Annotated in this window: 17 protein-coding genes; 5 read left to right on the forward strand and 12 right to left on the reverse strand. The window is 58.3% G+C overall.

What is annotated here, in order from left to right; genetic code table 11:
• Positions 1-20: 20 nt before the first annotated feature.
• From DPM33_RS20865 to DPM33_RS20880, 4 genes are all read right to left on the reverse strand, one after another.
• Positions 21-791, reverse strand: a complete 771-nt coding sequence (locus DPM33_RS20865) for a hypothetical protein (protein ID WP_112099325.1) — start codon at positions 789-791, stop codon at positions 21-23.
• Between the two features lie 63 nt (positions 792-854).
• A complete protein-coding gene (locus tag DPM33_RS20870) occupies positions 855-1,460 on the reverse strand; it encodes a BRCT domain-containing protein (protein WP_112099326.1) in 606 nt (201 codons plus the stop codon).
• Positions 1,461-1,470: 10 nt separating this feature from the next.
• Positions 1,471-2,205: a thermonuclease family protein gene (locus DPM33_RS20875; RefSeq protein ID WP_245442294.1), complete on the reverse strand. Its 735-nt coding sequence runs from the start codon at positions 2,203-2,205 to the stop codon at positions 1,471-1,473.
• A 295-nt stretch (positions 2,206-2,500) separates the two neighbouring features.
• A complete protein-coding gene (locus DPM33_RS20880) occupies positions 2,501-2,677 on the reverse strand; it encodes a YegP family protein (RefSeq protein WP_112099441.1) in 177 nt (58 codons plus the stop codon).
• 541 nt (positions 2,678-3,218) lie between these two features.
• On the opposite strand from DPM33_RS20880, the gene DPM33_RS20885 reads away from it, so the two are divergent.
• The 3 genes from DPM33_RS20885 (at position 3,219) to DPM33_RS35895 (ending at position 8,111) form a co-directional block, all read left to right on the forward strand.
• Positions 3,219-5,150 carry an ATP-dependent nuclease gene (locus tag DPM33_RS20885; RefSeq protein ID WP_245442303.1) on the forward strand — a complete coding sequence of 644 codons (1,932 nt, stop codon included), beginning with the start codon at positions 3,219-3,221 and terminating at the stop codon, positions 5,148-5,150.
• Positions 5,147-6,796 (forward strand): UvrD-helicase domain-containing protein, encoded by a 1,650-nt coding sequence (locus DPM33_RS20890; protein WP_112099329.1) that lies wholly within the window; start codon positions 5,147-5,149, stop codon positions 6,794-6,796. The genes DPM33_RS20885 and DPM33_RS20890 overlap by 4 nt, the downstream gene beginning before the upstream one ends.
• Before the next feature lie 268 nt (positions 6,797-7,064).
• On the forward strand, positions 7,065-8,111 hold the full coding sequence (locus DPM33_RS35895; protein WP_146770297.1) for a hypothetical protein: 1,047 nt from the start codon (positions 7,065-7,067) through the stop codon (positions 8,109-8,111).
• Positions 8,112-8,369: 258 nt separating this feature from the next.
• Here DPM33_RS35895 and DPM33_RS20900 read toward each other — a convergent pair whose 3' ends face one another.
• From DPM33_RS20900 to DPM33_RS20915, 3 genes are all read right to left on the reverse strand, one after another.
• Positions 8,370-9,563 carry a helix-turn-helix domain-containing protein gene (locus DPM33_RS20900; protein ID WP_112099331.1) on the reverse strand — a complete coding sequence of 398 codons (1,194 nt, stop codon included), beginning with the start codon at positions 9,561-9,563 and terminating at the stop codon, positions 8,370-8,372.
• A gap of 5 nt (positions 9,564-9,568) precedes the next feature.
• Positions 9,569-10,285, reverse strand: a complete 717-nt coding sequence (locus DPM33_RS20905) for a hypothetical protein (RefSeq protein ID WP_112099332.1) — start codon at positions 10,283-10,285, stop codon at positions 9,569-9,571.
• Positions 10,286-11,185: 900 nt separating this feature from the next.
• Positions 11,186-11,422: a helix-turn-helix domain-containing protein gene (locus DPM33_RS20915; protein ID WP_112099334.1), complete on the reverse strand. Its 237-nt coding sequence runs from the start codon at positions 11,420-11,422 to the stop codon at positions 11,186-11,188.
• 171 nt (positions 11,423-11,593) lie between these two features.
• Here DPM33_RS20915 and DPM33_RS20920 point away from each other — a divergent pair, with 171 nt between their 5' ends.
• Positions 11,594-12,097, forward strand: coding sequence for a helix-turn-helix domain-containing protein (locus DPM33_RS20920; protein WP_112099335.1), 504 nt, complete (start codon positions 11,594-11,596; stop codon positions 12,095-12,097).
• A gap of 11 nt (positions 12,098-12,108) precedes the next feature.
• Here the strand turns inward: DPM33_RS20920 and DPM33_RS20925 are convergent, their stop codons facing one another.
• The 4 genes from DPM33_RS20925 to DPM33_RS20940 all read right to left on the reverse strand — a co-directional run bounded on the left by DPM33_RS20925 (position 12,109) and on the right by DPM33_RS20940 (position 15,761).
• Positions 12,109-13,362: a CapA family protein gene (locus DPM33_RS20925; protein ID WP_112099336.1), complete on the reverse strand. Its 1,254-nt coding sequence runs from the start codon at positions 13,360-13,362 to the stop codon at positions 12,109-12,111.
• Between the two features lie 75 nt (positions 13,363-13,437).
• The gene (locus DPM33_RS20930; protein ID WP_112099337.1) at positions 13,438-14,286 is read right to left on the reverse strand and encodes a transporter substrate-binding domain-containing protein; all 849 of its coding nucleotides are present in this window, start codon (positions 14,284-14,286) and stop codon (positions 13,438-13,440) included.
• 52 nt (positions 14,287-14,338) lie between these two features.
• Entirely contained in the window at positions 14,339-15,088 is a 750-nt protein-coding gene (locus DPM33_RS20935) for an ABC transporter permease (protein ID WP_112099338.1), read from the reverse strand.
• Between the two features lie 13 nt (positions 15,089-15,101).
• Positions 15,102-15,761: an ABC transporter permease gene (locus DPM33_RS20940; protein ID WP_112099339.1), complete on the reverse strand. Its 660-nt coding sequence runs from the start codon at positions 15,759-15,761 to the stop codon at positions 15,102-15,104.
• 270 nt (positions 15,762-16,031) lie between these two features.
• Here DPM33_RS20940 and DPM33_RS20945 point away from each other — a divergent pair, with 270 nt between their 5' ends.
• A complete protein-coding gene (locus DPM33_RS20945) occupies positions 16,032-16,949 on the forward strand; it encodes a LysR family transcriptional regulator (protein ID WP_112099340.1) in 918 nt (305 codons plus the stop codon).
• A 133-nt stretch (positions 16,950-17,082) separates the two neighbouring features.
• Here DPM33_RS20945 and DPM33_RS20950 read toward each other — a convergent pair whose 3' ends face one another.
• The gene (locus tag DPM33_RS20950; protein ID WP_112099341.1) at positions 17,083-17,553 is read right to left on the reverse strand and encodes a Ros/MucR family transcriptional regulator; all 471 of its coding nucleotides are present in this window, start codon (positions 17,551-17,553) and stop codon (positions 17,083-17,085) included.
• Between the last annotated feature and the right edge of the window lie 211 nt (positions 17,554-17,764).

Below are 17,764 nucleotides of genomic sequence, written 5' to 3' on the forward strand. Positions count from 1 at the left end.
GGGTTGGCTCGACACCCAGGTCAGAAGGACAGGCGTGCTATGATCCTCGCGGGCCTCACTGCTCGGACGGAAGGTGCGACGGTTTCTGGTATTTGGAAGGTCCTCAGATTTTGAGCTTTGGATGTCGAGCCAGGTATGGCCGCCTCTGCTGAGGCAATATCTTTCGCGCTCACCTGTAACGACTTACAGGCTCCCTTCTTGTCCCAAAGGTTCTTGGCGATTGCGCTTCCCACGGCTGCGGTGATGGCGCTGGGTGCAACATCGTTCGGCGCGACCTGGCGCGTCGCGATCAAGGCCTTGATTGCCTCGCCGAGGATCGCTGCGGAGTCGTCGAACTCGACGCCACGGACTTGGTCGAACCTCTTCTCGGTGCTGCCGTCGACAATGCAGTGATGTGCGATGAAGATCCAGTCGTGGATCATGTAGGCCGGAGCGTAGCCCCAAGGTGAGAGCCCCTTGAAGACTTGCGCGATTTTCGGGATCGAGCCACCATCCGTGTACATGAGGCCCGGCTTGATCTCGCTACCTGGAGCCGTCGGATCGGCCCGATGGAAGATCAAGGGATCATGAGGGTCGGGCACGAATAGGAAATTCCCGTCGCCGGAACTGTTGCCTTCACCGACCCACATGACGAATAAGCTGCCTGATATCTCACCGATGGTGAGCTTCTGGTAGTCTATGGAGCTACACCCAGCTGCCGTTGCAGTTGCGAACGCGACGAAGCTCGTGATGGAGCGATGCGCAAATCGCCGAAACAGTTGAATCAGATCGCTGAACGCATTGTGTCGCATCGTTCCACCTCGGTCGAAATGGGTGCTGACGGTAATGACACGCTGCCAAACGAACGGACGAAGTCAGAGAAAACCGACCCAGTGGCTCTCGGCGACAATCGAGATTGGCAACCCCTCGTCGCGCCAGGCGGTCGCTTTGAAAATTTTGTCGCCAAACGATGAGTGCTTCCAAGACTCCGTGGCGTAGGCACCGATCACGAGTACGTCCGTCTTTTGCGTCAAATTGCCGGCGCGCCCGCCACGATCCGCTATGGCCTGCTCGCAGTATTTCCTCTGGCCATAATTGAACGTCCCGGTGAAACAGTACGACCGACCTTCAAAGCTCAAATGGGGAGGCGGATTGCAAAGGGGCAGGGTGGTCGGCTTCAAAACTTCCCCGAGTTCGAAATCTCGGTTCGAGAAGCTGTTCAACGTATCGAGAAGTTCGGTGTGTTCATCGGCATCGAGCACGCCGTCCGCAAGGATTTCATTGACGCGTCGGTACAAGGTCCGGACGATCGGCTGATCGCTAATGTCGACATTGGCGGCCAGCCACTTTTGAAGGAACTCGACTTCCGCCTTATTGATACTTCCGTCTGCAGCGAGGCCGCGCGCTAACCCAATCAACTCATCGATCTGCCGCGAAGAAATGCGATCGCCGCCGACGCGGTTGTAAAACTTGTCATCCATGGACCCCTCCCTAGCAAAGCGTCTCGCACGCTACCCCGTCACCATCCCTATCCAGCTTGCGGCCCCACGCACAGTTGTGCAGGTACCATTGGGCGTCTTCGCAGGAACTGATTTGCGAGCAGTACCGCCGGGGCTCGCACGAAAGACCGCCGCTTTGCGCGACCAGCTTGCGACTGATGATGCCGAGCGGCTGGCTCGACGGCGCAGCCCCGCCGCCATGCGATGCGCGCCAGTCCCAAGGCGCGTCGAACTTGCCAACCCATAGACCAAGTCTCGCCGCCTTGGCCTCGACCTGCTGCGGCGCGTAGGCGCCGTTGCTGTAGCGCGGCCAATCGAGCGCCTGGCCATGCTCTACCATCCACGCCGCCACGCTGGCGCCGTCGGCGCGCCGGCAATCGCCGACGAAGCGGTGATAGCGATCCCAAGTCACAAAGATGCATGCCACCGGCCTAGAGGCCGCGAGGAAGCTATCCAGCGCTTCGGCCGATCGCCGACCGCATGGGTATTCGAAGCCCTTGGCGTCGTCGCAATATTGCTTGCTCTCTGGCGCGTCGATCCCGTTGAACCGAATGCGCTGGCCGTGGATCTCGATTGTGTCACCGTCAATGACGGACGCCACGCCGGTCATGGGGGCGGGCTTTGGCCCGATCCAGTTCGAAGGGGTCAGGTCGGGCAAGCGGTCACTATGCAGAATGGCCGTCTCAGCGGCGAAGGCTCCGATTGCGGCAGCGGTGACGAAGATCAACCGTCGCGGCACACTTGCCCACCGCTGTGCACGGGAGTGGTTTGCTCCAGTGCGCTTGCGCCAGCGATCAGAACGATTTTCGTAACGAGACCTATCCACACCCCACTCCCCCAGCGGGAGAATGCTCCTAAATGTAGCCGAGGTCTAGTGAAGCCTCTTTGCTGAGGATTCCCTTAGGAGGCCACGGCTCCACTTGCCCAAGCGCAACGAGTCCTAGTGTCGAACCGAAGTTCGTTTCGAAGCCAATATGCTCCAGCTTCGGAACTACGGCAGCATCGTGTGGAGGCGAAGGCGATCAGCTATTGTCTTGGACCGGCGCACTCGGGCCATTTTTCTTAATCGAATCGATGGCGTTCTGAGCACCGGATTTGCTCGAGTAGCCCTCGGTCGAGAATATCACCTCGCTGTTGTACTCGAAGCGAACGCGATATTCACCAGCTTTGTCCTTATAGATTTCGAACTTATGTGCCATGGGTGTGCCCTCCGTTGACGTGAGAAGCTCGCAGGAATCGAGATAGCCTTCAAGATCGCCATGCCCCTGCCAACAGGTGTTTTGCGTCTCGTTGTGCCACGGAAGCGGCGTGAGCATCCCTGAGGATGCGAGCGAGCTGCGATCGTGGCCGAGCCTTTTGATCAGCCACAATGTTTAGTCTGGACAACCCGCCGGACAATGGATCGCGGCGTACGCGGGTCCGATTTCGACGGCAGCTTTGCAACTTATCTCGGTCATGTCGCTGTCGCGGTTCCTAGCCTAGAAGCGATCGCTTTCGCTCGGGCAAAACAGGGCGCCGAAAATCCAGCCGCCCATCCAGGACGGGTGCCGTCGCCTGAACGTGCTGGTTCGTATCTGCCCGATGTGCGCGCGAATGGGCCGAGTAACAAGGTTGCGAATTACGCCAATTCGAGGCATTTCTCTGTTGCCTAAGAATAAGCGGAGTAGTGCGACGAGCTAGACTTCAACAGCGCGGTCCGGTTCGGCCACAGAAAGGGGGGACGACGTGAAGCTCATTCGTATGAGGCTTTGCAATTTCCGATGCTTCGGTCCGGAGCCCTCGGAGATCCAATTCGACGACATGACCTTTGTTCTCGGCCCAAATGGTTCCGGTAAGACCGCTGTCCTGCAAGCGCTCGCGAAGATGTTCGGGCTCGATCCGGCGCAGCGCAAAGTGCGACCTTCGGACTTCCACGTCCCCATCGACGAGCAGCCCGCCAATGCTCCGCCCGAGCGAAACTTGTGGCTGGAAGCAGACTTCGAATTTCCGGAACTGACGACCGAGATTGCCGAAGGTGACATGCTGCCAGCGGTTCCCGGAAACTTCGCCCACATGCAAATGGAAACAGACGATCAGTCGGTGCTTGTCCGCTTCCGGCTTCAAGCGAATCTCGACCAAGACGGTGATATTGAGGAGTCTTTCACCAACGTAGTTAGGGTGGGCGCGGACGGATCAGTCCAAGACGAGAGCCGCGTCTCGAAACAGGATCGGAACGCCGTACAGGTTCACTACCTGCCGGCTCGTCGGAACCCTGCCGATCACATCTCGTATTCGGCCAATGCCCTTCTCGGCCGGGTTTTAAGGGCAGCACGATGGACCGCCGAGCGCGACGCCATACATGGACATACCAAGGCGATCACAGATGTGCTCACTAACAACGCTGCCGTTGCCGAGGTCGGCAACGAGTTGACGAAGGTCTGGGGCGACCTGCACACGGGCAAGTTCTATGCGAACCCGTCTGTATCGTTTGCTCGTAGTGAAATTGAGAACTTACTACGGCACCTCAGTCTCAGTTTCACCCCTGGGCACGATGCTCCGTTGGTCGACTTCTCACGGCTAAGCGACGGGCAACAATCGCTTTTGTATATCGCCCTTGTCCTTGCGATCCGCGAGATAGGTGACAAGATATTCACCGGCGAGCTTGCTGCGTTTGACATCGACAAGCTGCGTCCTCCCATCTTCATGCTCATTGCGGTCGAGGAACCTGAAAACAGCCTCTCACCACACTATCTCGGTAGGGTCATTCGCGTGCTAAGCGCATTCGCCAAGGGACGCGACACCCAATCCGTCGTGGCGACGCACGCTCCATCTTTGCTGCGGCGTGTCGAGCCTGAGAGGGTTCGCTACCTGCGTCTCGATGGACGGCGCAGTACGGTTGTCTCGCGGATCACAATGCCTGCCGATGCCGACGTCGGAAAGTACGTGCGAGAGGGGATCCAAGCCTTCCCCGAATTGTACTTCTCCAGACTTGTGATCTTGGGGGAAGGCGACAGCGAGGAGGTCGTCTTGCCGCGGCTACTCGGAGCAAGGGGCATGCTCGCGGACGACGCTTCGATCTCGGTAGTCCCTCTGGGTGGCAGGCACGTCAACCATTTCTGGCGCCTCTTAAACGACCTCGGCATTCCGCACGTGACCCTTCTTGACCTTGACTTGGCGCGACATCAGGGCGGATGGGGTCGGATTCGCTATGCGGCTAAGCAATTGCTCCTCTACGGAAAGGCCACTAATCCGGAAATCAGTCTGGAGACGGTTGAGACAATACCCGAATGGAATGGCGAGAAGCTACTCCTCGACGACGACGAGCACTGGTTTGAAGATCTGGAGGGTGAGGGCGTTTTCTTTTCCTCGCCGCTCGATCTGGATTTCATGATGCTCGAGGCGTTTGGATCAGCCTATGACGTAGACGACTTGTTGGATCTCGAGAAGCCTGACGAGAAAACGGCGAAGGCGGTACTTGGCAAGTCGCATGACGATTTTGAAGACCAGTACACTCCCCATCAGCTACAGTTATTCGATGCCTACTATCGACGCTTTAAGCTTGGCAGCAAACCGAGTTGGCACATACGGGCAATGGCTGCTCTCGATGACGAGACGCTACTCGCGAAGATGCCAGCGGTAATTAGACGAATGTTCGACTCCATCGAGGCCAAGTTGGAGGCTCTTTCGGAATGATTTCGGTGGATCGGTGGGTGCCGTCCGATGGTCTGAATCTGGAGCCCAATGCACTTGAGGCCGCAAAGGAGACCGGCCGCAATCTAGCGCTCACCGCTGGCCCTGGGGCAGGTAAGACCGAAATGCTGGCGCAGCGTGCCGACTTCCTGCTTCGTACTGGATGGTGTCGCTATCCTAGGCGGATCCTGGCCATATCGTTCAAGGTCGACGCGGCTCAGAATCTAAAGCAACGCGTACGCAAACGGTGCGGCCCAGAACTTGCGTCTCGCCTTGATAGCCACACGTTTCACGCATTCGCCAAACGCTTGATCGACCGCTTCCGTCCTGCGCTGAAGGGGCGGGACGCCTTGAATCCCGACTATTCCATAGGTGAAAGGCGCGTCCAACATCAGTCGATCACTTTCCAAGACATGGTCCCCCTCGCACATGCGATCGTGGCTAGCAACTTGATTGCTCGAAATGCAGTCCGCCAAACGTACAGCCAGGTGTTTCTCGATGAATTCCAGGATTGTACTTCCGAGCAGTACGACTTGATTAAGGCTTGCTTCACAGGCACTTCCGCCATCCTCACGGCCGTGGGCGACACAAAGCAGAGCATTATGGGTTGGGCTGGAGCCCTGGAGGGGATTTTCAAGACCTTCGCAGGCGACTTTGGAGCGACACCGCTGAATTTGTACCAAAACTTTCGGTCAGCGCCGACGTTACGGCGCATGCAGAACGAGATGGTGAAAGTGATGGATCCGCCGGCAGCGGTGGACGACGGCGATATCGTGGGGGATGAGGGTACCATAGATAAGCTCTATTTCGCCGATGATGAAGAGGAAGCCGCCGGCATTGCCGGTATCATTCGCGATCTCATCGATGATGCGAAAGTCCCGCCCTCCGAAATTGCCGTTCTCGTGAGCAGGCAGCAGAATCTCTATTGTCAGAGCCTGGTGGCTGCACTCAATACTGCGGGCATCCCATTTCGAGAAGAAGACAGTACCCAAGATCTCGCCTCCGAGCCAGTCGCCCGCCTCATCGTTGATTTTCTGCTTGTCACGAGCGGGACGCGGCAGACGGCCGCCCATAAGCGCCTCCTCGATATGGTTGTCTTCAACGATGGGCTCGACGAAGAGCGAGAGTATCAGCACCGATCGCGCTGGGACCGCTTCGTGCGAGAGACGCGGGAAAGGATCGCCTCAGGTGACATCGACCTGTCACAAGCAAAGGCCCTCAATGTTGTAGTGGGATCGCTTGTCGACACGGTTGGACGAGCCAAGATAGTCGCTCTTTCTTCCGATTACGCCCACGGGGACCGCCTCGACCAGCGCATCGTCGAAACGGTAGATCGAGCTCACGAATTGCTGGCAGCAGGAGTTGACTTGCCGACAGCGCTTTCGTCGTTCTCGGGTGACCGCGCGGTCCGTGTCATGTCGATGCACAAAAGCAAGGGCCTCGAGTTTAACACCGTTTTCATCTTGGGCGTTGAGGAACAAACCTTTTGGGGCGAACTGGACAAGGAACGCTCGGTCTATTTCGTCGGCATCTCTCGTGCGAAGCGCCGCCTCTTCCTTACCGTCTGCCAACGCAGGCAGCGCCCAGTCGGCGCAAAACGATGGGATCAGGTGAGGGTACCGCATGACGAGTTCCTGCATTACGCATAGCGGCTGTGCAACTGGGTTGCATGTTCAGCCAGCGGCGCCGAAGTAGCGGCGACTGCCAAATGCTGAGCAAGACAACATCAAGGACGGGGGATCAATGGAGCGTAGCCTTACCGTTTTCGTCGACCAAACTAGCTGGCCAACACCGCCTGAATTACCGGCGTTCCCTCCCTCGTTCACCGCTGGAACGCAACACTTCGATATGAACATACCAGTACTACTGCTGACTATTGGATATCTTACCACTCCATCGCATGCCTCAGGTGTTTCGTTGAGCGAGTTCTGGGCGTGGGTACGTTATCTCCACGCGATCGCCGATGATCCAGATCTACGTCTCACCCCTGCCTTCTTTGAACTAGACGCCCATCAGAAAACCATTCTGAGTGACGATTTCGGAATGGGGGCACCGATTTGTTGGCTCATGGATCGCCTGCAACTCGGGCCTATCGCGGATGGGCGCTATTTCATTGATCGTGTCGCTGCCTTGGTCGGGGCGAATTCTACAAAACCAAAAAAGCGGGGGCCGGGAAAATCGCCTGACTTCGTGGCCTGCGATGCGACAGGGACTTGGCACATCATCGAATGCAAAGGCACCCAAACTGGCAATGGTTACCGCGAGACACAACTTGGTGGACGCGGTCCCCCTCCCACAGGAGCGGTCGCCCAAAAAAGTACTATCCAATTTCCTGCCGGATATGCAGGGCAGCGATTGGCCTGCGGACTTCAGATCGGCGTGCAGGGCGGTGCGCATGGCAGCAGCCTGCGCATTATCGACCCGCCAGCTGACGAAAAGTTCGTAGTAGGGAAAGAAGAGATGGTCTACGCCGATGACGCCATCATCAGGGCGGCGAGTGCGAGGTCGCTGCGGCTCGCAGGCTTTGCTGCTAGTTCTTCGGCCATGTCGGCACCAGCTGGGGCGACGCCCCGATCCCGGCAAACATCTAGTCGCTATGAGCGGGCGCGGCGGGAAACCGTGACTGAGAAACAGAATCGTGCAGCTGAGGAATTGAAGAACAGGCGAGAGCGTAAAGCATTCACCGCCGAAAAGCGCCGCTATCTTGGTCGTGAGATCGAATTCGACCTTCCAGCGCCCATAGTCGTCGGCAAACGTGTCGTCCGTTCGGTCAGGGTGCGGTACGGCGTGGGACTAGACTTCTTGGGGCAGCTTTCCAACCATCCGTTGGTGGAGGAGCCAATCCAGGAAGTTGACGGCAGCACTCAAGCTGCCAAAGAGCGAACTACGACCGATGCCGGCCGGTATAGCGCTCGAATGCATGTCGGTGAAGCGTTCGTCTCGGAGATCAATCTACGAGGGTAGTGCGAAGCATGGCTCACTATCGCATTCGTAAGCCCGCTTGCGACAGGGGAAATTGCTGTCGGTCGTACGGGCGAGCACAAACGCGAGCGGCTTCTTTCCCTTCGTCTGGAATCAGGCGTTGGATGCCTGGAATCAGGCGTCGGATGGTCACAAGAATGGATTCAGCCGGCAGACAGCTCGTGCCGATCTGAGGGGCCAACTCTGAATCAGATTCTAAAAGCTGCCGCTCCGCTACTATCCCTTGCTGGCGGCCGTCGTCTATTGTCGACGCGAGATCGGTATGACCTCGCCGAGCTTGCCAGACGGCCCCACGTCGCGGGTCGGCGACACAGGCTTCAGCGCCACGACGCGAGCAGGCTCTTGCGAAAGCCAGCCCGGCGGAAGGCCAACCAAGCTCTCAACATCATGAGCGAACAACGGTAGATCGCGCTGGAGCTCTATCTTGGACAGCCCGCCTTCATCAACCAAAGTCCGAAAAACATCTGCCAGTAACGTAGGCTGCTGCAACGGCCATACGTCATCATAGGGCTCGGATCCTGAGTATCCTTTGGCGCTATAACTCCTGTAAAGACGGGTCGCTCCCTCGCTATCCACAATGCAAAGGCGCTGAAGCCGCATAATCTGTGCTTTGATGGACACGCGCCAACGAACCTTCAGACGCTCCAGGTCCCATAGCGAGACACTAGTTACCTCCGCCGAGAACTGGCTCGCCGGAAGAAGAAACGCCGAGGCGAAGCGATGAGCTTGGTCTTCGATTAGCTTGAAGTTTTCGACTAGCTCATTTTCAGCTACTTCACGGTGAAGCAAGAGGTGGGCCAATTCGTGCGCGGCATCAAATTGCCTTCGTGCGAAGGATTGCTTGTCAGTAGCGAGAAGGACGTATGGGCGACCGTCAGATCCCCACCTGCTAAGACCATCCAACTGCGTGGTCTCCATTGGCTCGCTGGCCACTACGACGCCGATCTGCTCTAGCAAAGCGACTACGTTGGGGATTGGTCGCAATCCAATCCCCCAATGTTCTCGCGCTGCGTGGGCAATGTCCTCGAGATCCTCATCCCGCAGGCTTCGGTAGCCTACACCATTGAGGAAATCCGGCAGGTCGACCTCAGGGAGAAACGCGTAGTGGCCGGCAACTGCCGTGATGTCTTCAAGCCATGACAACCGCGCGAGCTGGATCGAGCGATCCGCCTTCAACGCGCTCGCTAAAGACCGAAAGAACGTGGTTCCGATAGGCGGGCGCGGCGACAAGAAAAAATCAACAGGGACCGCCAGCGCCTTCGACAGTTCCTCCAGTGCAGGGCCTTCCGGGGCGGTCTCCCCATCTTCCCAGCGGATAACCGTGCTAGGTGCGCGCGCCATCATGTCGGCAAGGGCTTTGCGGGAGGTGATCCCTCGTGCCAACCTTGCTTCTGCGAGTTTTCGCCCGTCAAATCCCCTTACACCGCTACGCAATATTCTCAGCCCTCAGCTTGGTCGCTCTCCGTCCCGGCAATCGTGTCTTTGAAGCTTCTGGAAACTGGCCGCAGCGCAATACCGCGCTTCGGAGCCTCCCGCAACGCTCCATATCCTGCGAGAAAATCCTCGATCTTTTCCAAGACGATAAATTGCTCAACCTTCGTATCGGCGACACCAACCGAGATCGACGCGAGCTTTCCGATGGCGAATGGATCCCGCTGCACCATAATCACTACGAAGCGTTCACGATCCGTGAAGCTCTCCAGGGGGCGAAACAGATCGGCGTCCAGCCCCCGGTTCTGGCTGCAAAGCGCCAACCGCGTTGCATTCTTCACTGGAGCGTCGTCCGCATCTCGATGCGACGCGAATCCAACCAGAGTACCACCGAAGCGACCAGTCGTGAGATACACTGGCAGCTCCCGTATTTCGTCCGAACCGAACTCGACCTTCACCCGACTTACGAACTCGCCACCGTTGCGGACGATTGCCTTCTCAAACATCTCATCGAACACCTGATGGCGGACGAGCCCGACCGCTTTCGACTGCCGCTTTCGAGAGAGTATGACGCCTCCGGCTGTCGTCTCAGTCGACGCAGCGACTGAGATTTCTGCCTGCTGAGCCCCTATCGGGAAGTCCTGTTGGACGTCGATAAGCAGCGCGCGGGGCACGTCGCGCCGGATCCCGTCCAGTATGTGTGCCCGCTGTTCATCATCTATCATTTGGTGTCTCCGCGCCCAGCGAAACCGGATTCGCATTATGATGGATTCGTGGCACGAAATTTTGCACTCTGCAATCATTGCTTGGCGTTGTGCACGCTTATGGCCCGGCCGCCGGGCTATCCTCTCAGATGATCATGAGCCACTGGGGCCACAAATCCTCAATGCCCCGAACCATCCATACGGCGGGGAGAATGCGTACATCTTGGCTGAGGGCGACGGTCAGAGAGTGCAGTGGATTGAGGGCGGATGGCTGCCTTTCTCGTCCGCGTCCAGCAGGCCGACAAAAACACAAAACGCCCTTTCAGTGTTCGCCTTTTGTGCTTCGAAAGTCGCATAAAGGGCAACTACCTAGGCATTGGCAAGGGCAGCGCGCCGTACCTTGGTAGCCTGTGTCCGTTCAGCCTGGTCCTGCGGAGCATCAAGGAAGTGTGCTGTAGGTCGAGCGGCCAGATATCATGACGAGAATGATCCACCGTGCATGGCAAACCTCGATTGCCAAACCGCACAGCTATTTTGAAGCGAGACCGGCTTCCACCAGTCGTCGGAACGCTTCCGATCGGCTGGGGAGATCTGGCTGAGTGCGACGCCACTCATCTACGCGAGTGAGCAAGTCGGTCGAAAGTCGCAACTCGAAGCGTTCGGTTTTGGTGTCGACCGGATCAGGAGTATTTGACAATGGCGGTGTCCGTAATGTACGGTATGTACGTAACTTGTGGTTGCCTCTGCGCAGCCGAACGACGTGCTCCAACACATCGTTCGGCCTAACCACTGCCCAAGCTGTTCTGGAGCTCGGATCATGGGTGATTCCGACAATAGCATGACTTTGCCTCTCGTCACCCGCAGGAGGGTACTTGTGGCAGTTGCAATTGCGAGAACCCGTCTTTTCCGTCAACGGGACCTTCAAACCAGAGGATCTAAGAGTCGTACGCCTTCACCCTTTTGACCAGCGGACAAGAATTCGACACCCGCTTTTGTCAGAGCCGCCTCAATGGCCTGCAAAGTGCTGATCCGGGAATCTACCTTGCCGTTTTCCAACCGGGCCAGCGCATTCAGCGACACAATTGCCTTGTCAGCAAGCTCCTGCTGCGACCAACCAAGCAAAGCCCGTGCGGCTCGAATCTGTCGTGGACTGACCATGAGTCCACAATCGGCAGGCCGATATTCTTTGCCACCTATAGGGTTATTTTACACCCTGTAAGGTGTATTGAATGGCGATTCGACTTAAGATGACATCGAAGCGATGAACCGGCGGATATGCGACAGACTCTATCTGGCTGACTAGTGGAGGATCAAAAGGCGTTGTTAAAAATGCACGACTCCGTCCTGTTTCGGGCGGTGCCGAAGCCAAAGATCGAGAGTGACCCTCATCCCGCCGATCAGCATGTCGGCAGGCAGATCGCGACTGTTCGCGTCCAGTCCGATGTGTCGCAAGCCCAGCTCGCCCGATCCATCGGCATCAGTTTCCAGCAGCTCCAGAAATACGAGAACGCGCGGAATCGCGTGAGCGCGTCGATGCTCTACGAGATCGCCAGCTCGCTCGGCGTTCCTGTCGGTCGCTTCTTCGAAGGCCTGCCGGGAAACGATGAGGCCCGCGTCGAGGCGCGGCCCCTACCGGTCGATGAGCGCCTGGATTTCATCGCCAGCGCGGAGGGCCGGCGCCTGATCGAGGGGCTAGTGAACCTTCCGCCGCGTGTGCGCGGTCGCGTCTCGTCCCTTATTGCCGCATTGGGGGAGGAGTTGGCATTGCTCGATGCGAAACGCGACAATGAAACAATCGACGAAGCCGCGCCGGCCGAACACAATACGGCCTGACGCCGGGCCCGTCAGCCGAATTTTCGGGCAGCGGGCACAGCGATGCGGCCGCTAGCCGAGGACACTTCGATTTCGACGCCGAACGCCCGCGAGCGGGTCGCGAATCCTTCGAGGATGTCTCGCGCCGCGCTTCCAGTCACGGCAACGGGCACCAGTCTACCGGTCGCTGATCCGAGAGACTGAGGGTCCGCCCCGATCACAACGGGGAGGAGGTCTATTTCTGCGAGGTTTCCGCCCGCATCATAGCGGCACGCGGCGACGATGCTTTGCCAGACTTCCGGTGGATCCCATTCGGTTTCGTTGGGGTGGACGTGAAAAAGGAAATTTCCGAGGCCGTAGAAGATCGGCGAGCCGTTGTAGATTTCCACGGCCTGCAGCACCGGAGCGCCGTGGCTGACGAACAGGTCTGCGCCGGCGTCGATGCACATCCGCGCAAAGGTCTGCACCCAGCGCGGAACGTCCTGCCATCCTGGTTCCCAATGATGGTGATGCAGATAGGCGATGACGAAATCGCCTTGTGCCGCCGCGTGCCGGATGGCGGCTAGATGGACACTCGCGCTCCGCTGATCGACTTCGATCAGACGGCCGAAATCGGCGGCTTGCGTGAACACGGTGCCGTAGAAATTGATCTCCTTGCCGGCCGACACCTCCACCAGGTCTTCCGGTTGCGCATAGTTGGTCAGTTCAAAGAGGGAGCTTTGCAAATGAGTGCCAAGCTTTGCCAGCCTGCGGAAATGTCCGTCTGGCACTCCCATCTTGCGAACGGTGTTCAGACGATTGACGCCAGGCCGAGCCGGCCGGAAGACCGTGCGGTCTTCGGCATACATGTTGGTCGGGCCTGGGCCTGCATCCATCGCAAGAAGCGCGACCTCGGACGCGCCCAGCCGGTGGCGGCCCGGTTTCGCGGCATCCGTCTGGTTGGCCCCGATGCCGGCATGGAGGAAGCCCCGCGCTTCCACTTCCTCCAGTGTCGAGAGGATACCGCCGGCGCCGAGATCGAAGGCGTGGTTGTTTGCGAGCGCGAGCGCGTTGAAACCGATGGCCTGCAATGCGTCGAGCACTTCAGCTCTGGAATATCCGAAGTATTTACCCTTGGTCGGCCACCCGCCGTGCTTGCCGAGGATTGTCGACTCGAAGTTGGTGAAGACGACGTCCCCTTGACGCAGGAAGTCCGCAACCGCGCTGAAGCGTTCGTCTTTGACGTCACGGATGTCGTGCGTGATCAGGGATTGGCCGGTAACGACCGCGCAGAACTGGTCTTTCATGGGAATTCGCCTTGAAGGAGGGGAGGGCGCTGGCCTTCCGGCCGGCGCCACATGGATGTCGGAACTGGTGCCCGCCTATTGCGGGAGGGCCGGTGAGATATCGCTCTTGAACCATTTCAGGCTCAGCGCCTTTATCGTCCCATCCTTGGTGGCGGCGTCGATTGCCGCGTTGAACTTGGCGAGCAACTCGGCATCGTTCTTGCGCATGCCGGCGCCGACGCCCGGCCCCCAAAGCCCACCCTTCAGTTCGGGGCCGAAAAACGCCGCATCCGAACCGGAAGGCGTCTCCAGAAAATCCCGCCAGGTGAAATAATCGGCAAGGCCGCCGTCGATGCGACCCGCAGCCAGGTCGAGCTTCATGTTGTCCAGGCTGTCATAACTGCGAACGGTCACGACATCGCCCAGGATTTCCTTCACGACCGCTTCCGAATTCGACGAGCGCAAGGCCCCGATCGCCTTGCCGGCGAGTGTCGATCTGAGGCGTTCGATGGTCGCCTTCTCCTTGTCGCCGATGGTCGAAAGATTGACCTTTTCCTTGGTGTCGCCGGCGTCGAGACCCAGGTTCTTGCGCACCACGAACTGGTTGAATCCGGCGGCATAGGGGATCGAGAACGCGATTGACTGCTTGCGTTTCTCTGTAATCGCCATGCCGGACATGATGACGTCGAACTTGCCGACAAGCAGTGCCGGGATGATCCCGTCCCAATCCTGCGGGACGAAGGTGCATTTGATCTCGATGCGACGGCACAACTCCTGTCCAACATCGATATCGTAACCGTAGAGTCGACCGTTCGCGTCGGTGCTGTCCCAGGGCGGCGAAGCGCCTTCGGAGGCGATCGAAATGACGCGCTCGCTTTGTGCGCTCGCCGGGAACGCCGACATCAAGGATGCGAAAGAAACAGCAATAGCCAGGGGTATGCGCATGATGCACCTCTTCGTTGGTTTGGCTGGAAAGGGCTGCCGAAAAAACCCGCGGTCAGGCCGGCGGCGTCGTGATCTCGGGGTCAGGCAAGGGCGGACGCCATCGGGCTTTGTGCCGATGCACACGATTGCCGTCGGTCGATAGTCGCCGTTCCAGCAACTGGATCGCTTTCACAGCGATCGAGGTGAGCGACAGGTAGATCGCTCCGGCCACGATGAAGATCTCGTAGGGTGCGAACGTGGTCGACACCATCTGCCTCGCCATGCCGGTGATCTCGAGCAGCGTTACGGTGCTCGCCAGGGACGAGCCCTTGATCATCCCCACGACCTCGTTCCCATATGCCGGAAGCGATATCCTGAAAGCGATCGGGAAGGTGACCAGGCGAGCGATCTGGAAACGTTTCAAGCCGAGAGACGTGGCCGCCTCGGTGACACCCCTGGGGACGGACTGGAGACCGCGGCACAGGATCTCGGTGGTGTGTGCCGCGCTGTTCAACGAAAATGTCAGCAGTGCGCACCAGAAAGGATCCCGCAGGATCACCCAGAAGATGCTGGCTCGCACCGCCTCGATCTGAGCGAGGCCGTAATAGAGCAGGAAGAGCTGAACGAGCATCGGCGTGCCCCGTATGACATAGGTGTATGAGAGCACAGCGAGCGAGAGGCCGGGACGTCCAAACGCGCGGATGAAGGCCAGCGGCACGGAAAGAAGAAATCCGGCCGTCAGCGACAGGACCGTGAGGGTCAATGTGAGACCAACGCCCGAAGGCAGGACAACCATTGCGTCAAACATCAGGCCGAGGTTCATGGGTCGCGCCCTCCTACCGGCCGAGAGCCGGATAGCGCCGCTCAGCCAGCCGGATCGACAGCAGCGTGACGGTGGTCAGCGAGAGATAGAGAGCGGAGGCCGCAAGGTAGAAGGTCAACGGTGCGCGCAAGGATCCGGCTCCTACATACGCAACGCGCATGATGTCGGTCAGGCCGACGATCGAAACCAGCGCGGTATCCTTGAAGAGTGAAATCCAGAGATTGCCATAGGCCGGCAGCGCTAGCCGCAGCATCTGCGGTCCGATGACGAACAGCCAGCGCTGCCAGGCATTCAGCCCAAGCGACTTTGCCGCTTCGGTTTGACCCGATGGCACTGCCGCAATCGCGCCGCGAAACACTTCGGTGGCATAACCGCTGAAGACGACCGAGAGCGCGACAACCCCTGCGGTGAATGCGTTCACCTCCACATACCGGCCGGCGATCTTGCTGGCGAGCGTGGTTCCGCCGAAGTAGATGAGCAGGATAATGAGAAGTTCTGGTACACCACGGACGACCGTGGTGTAGGCCGTCACGACACGGTTGAGGCGCGGTTGTGCGGTGCCCTTCGAAATCGCCAGAAACAACCCAAATGCTGTACCGAGGCAGCCGGTGACAAGGGCCAGGCTTATGGTCACGGTGAGTGCGACAACAAACTGAGTAGTAAAACCACCCATGGGGCGCTTTCCTCGACTCGCAATACGGCAATATACGACAGCATCTGCCACTCAGACTAGGTCGTATAACCCAAGGTTGCGAGCTGTTATGTTTGTAATTTGGGGTTAATTTGAGATGTTTGCTAATTCTATCGTCTGAAATCACACACTCAATCTATAATTTTTATTATTTTATCTATAACCAAGCGTTATATACTGGAGTGGTTCGTTGCTCCCAGGTTGGCGTTATCTGCTTCCCCGGTGGCGTTATCAGGGAAAGGAGCGCAGGGAATGGAGTTGCCGCAGAGCGACCTCAAGCTCCGTCAACTGAAGGTCTTCCGAGAAGTGTTGCGCGCCGGTTCGGCAAGGCGAGCGGCGGTAGCGCTCGGGATAAGCCAGCCGGCCGTCAGTCAACACGTGAAGCTACTGGAGGCTACGCTCGGCATCACACTCTTCAAGAGATCAGCCAACCGCATCGTCCCCTTGCAGGAGGCCTGGGAACTCCTGCGAAACGTCGAGTTAGCCTTGACCTCCCTGGATCGGCTGGGGGCGTCCATCTTCGCAATGAAGAACGAGGAAAAGCAGAGGATTGCAATTGCCGCCCCCTCCGTTTTCGGTTTCGTGACCTTGCCCAAGGTCGTGGCTATGATCCACTCAAAGGCCGCTTCGAATGTCCGGTCGATTTCTGGAAGCTACGAGCAGATCGGAGAGCACATCCTTGCCGGGCGGGCGGATCTTGGGATCTCGAGATTGCCGTTGGACCCAACTCTGTTTGAATGGGCGCCACTCGGGTCAGCGCGCAACGTATGCATCTTTCATCCTGACCACCGCTTTTCAAAACATACCTGTATCGAGGCTTACGACCTGGCAGGCGAAACGATCGTCGATATCGATCCCCAGTTCGCCGCCCACCAGATGAACTTCAATGCCTTGCGCTTCGCCGGCGTCGAGCCAGACATACTGGTGGAATTCGATTGCAACGGTCACGAGGCCGGATACGTTTCGGCTGGCCTAGGCATTTCGATAACCAATGAGATCATCGCGCGTGAATACGCAGCATTTCACCTGGGAATAAAGCCAGTAGAGCCATCTGCGCTCTATCACTACGTTGCGATTTGGCAGAAGGGCAGGACCTTTTCCAACGCACTGAATGTGTCGCTCGAGGCGATCATCGACGCGTTTTCCCAGATGCCGCCTGCGAGAGGGTGATCATCCCTTGAGGGATGGTGTCCTCGACAGCGGCTGCCTTTGAATGAGGGGTAAGAATTCCCCCCTATCAGAAAACGATCAGCCCGCGCTTCTGCTACAGAGCGCGGGCCTTTTGAGCAAAATTGCCCCGATGTCAGTTCGTCTTGATGCCGATCTTGCGGCGCTTCGCTGGCGCCGCTTCAGGCTCAGGCGCTACGGCCTTCCGTCCCAGGCCGATCGCCTTCGCCATCGTCGATCGCACCGCAGCGTAGTTCGGCGCAACCATCGGATAGTCGGAAGGCAGGCCCCATTTCGCACGGTAGGCATCCGGGGACAGGTCGTAGCGAGTGCCTAAGTGCCGTTTGAGCGATTTGAACTTTTTGCCGTCTTCCAGGCAGATGATGAAGTCGGGCGTTACCGATTTCTTGATCGGGACAGCGGGTGTAGGCTTCTCTTCCGCTTTGGGTGCCGGTGCTCCCTGCAGCTTGCGGATCGCTCCGTAGGTATCGGAAATTATGCGAGCGAGTTCCGCAACTGGGACCGGGTTATTGCGGACATACGCGGAAACAATGTCGGCGGTCACCTGGAGTAATTCCGCGTCGGACTCGATCAGATCTTCAGGCATTTGGCCAACCCTTCATTTGCTGTTCAGTCGCCGCAGCCCCGATCTACGTCAGCAGCCTCGGTACAGCAAAGCGCACCTGGTGCACAAGACAAGAAGTTACAATGATGAAGGGGGCGGGGCATGGGTCACGAAACTCTGCATGAGCCAGTTCGGGCGCGGCACCGCCCAGCAATGAAAGGGCAAGCGCAATTGGACAGGAGGGCGGATGCTG

The sequence above is a fragment of the Mesorhizobium hawassense genome (assembly GCF_003289945.1).
GTDB classification, from domain to species: domain Bacteria; phylum Pseudomonadota; class Alphaproteobacteria; order Rhizobiales; family Rhizobiaceae; genus Mesorhizobium; species Mesorhizobium hawassense.

What these genes read in the sequence shown, in the direction of transcription:
- DPM33_RS20950 (WP_112099341.1), bottom strand. Translation starts at nt 17,553, where the DNA reads ATGCCTGAAGATCTGATCGAGTCCGACGCGGAATTACTCCAGGTGACC.
- DPM33_RS20915 (WP_112099334.1), bottom strand. Translation starts at nt 11,422, where the DNA reads ATGGTCAGTCCACGACAGATTCGAGCCGCACGGGCTTTGCTTGGTTGG.
- DPM33_RS20940 (WP_112099339.1), bottom strand. Translation starts at nt 15,761, where the DNA reads ATGGGTGGTTTTACTACTCAGTTTGTTGTCGCACTCACCGTGACCATA.
- DPM33_RS20865 (WP_112099325.1), bottom strand. Translation starts at nt 791, where the DNA reads ATGCGACACAATGCGTTCAGCGATCTGATTCAACTGTTTCGGCGATTT.
- DPM33_RS20885 (WP_245442303.1), top strand. Translation starts at nt 3,219, where the DNA reads ATGAGGCTTTGCAATTTCCGATGCTTCGGTCCGGAGCCCTCGGAGATC.
- DPM33_RS20930 (WP_112099337.1), bottom strand. Translation starts at nt 14,286, where the DNA reads ATGCGCATACCCCTGGCTATTGCTGTTTCTTTCGCATCCTTGATGTCG.
- DPM33_RS20870 (WP_112099326.1), bottom strand. Translation starts at nt 1,460, where the DNA reads ATGGATGACAAGTTTTACAACCGCGTCGGCGGCGATCGCATTTCTTCG.
- DPM33_RS20935 (WP_112099338.1), bottom strand. Translation starts at nt 15,088, where the DNA reads ATGAACCTCGGCCTGATGTTTGACGCAATGGTTGTCCTGCCTTCGGGC.
- DPM33_RS20890 (WP_112099329.1), top strand. Translation starts at nt 5,147, where the DNA reads ATGATTTCGGTGGATCGGTGGGTGCCGTCCGATGGTCTGAATCTGGAG.
- DPM33_RS20925 (WP_112099336.1), bottom strand. Translation starts at nt 13,362, where the DNA reads ATGAAAGACCAGTTCTGCGCGGTCGTTACCGGCCAATCCCTGATCACG.
- DPM33_RS20905 (WP_112099332.1), bottom strand. Translation starts at nt 10,285, where the DNA reads ATGATAGATGATGAACAGCGGGCACACATACTGGACGGGATCCGGCGC.
- DPM33_RS20880 (WP_112099441.1), bottom strand. Translation starts at nt 2,677, where the DNA reads ATGGCACATAAGTTCGAAATCTATAAGGACAAAGCTGGTGAATATCGC.
- DPM33_RS20945 (WP_112099340.1), top strand. Translation starts at nt 16,032, where the DNA reads ATGGAGTTGCCGCAGAGCGACCTCAAGCTCCGTCAACTGAAGGTCTTC.
- DPM33_RS20920 (WP_112099335.1), top strand. Translation starts at nt 11,594, where the DNA reads ATGCACGACTCCGTCCTGTTTCGGGCGGTGCCGAAGCCAAAGATCGAG.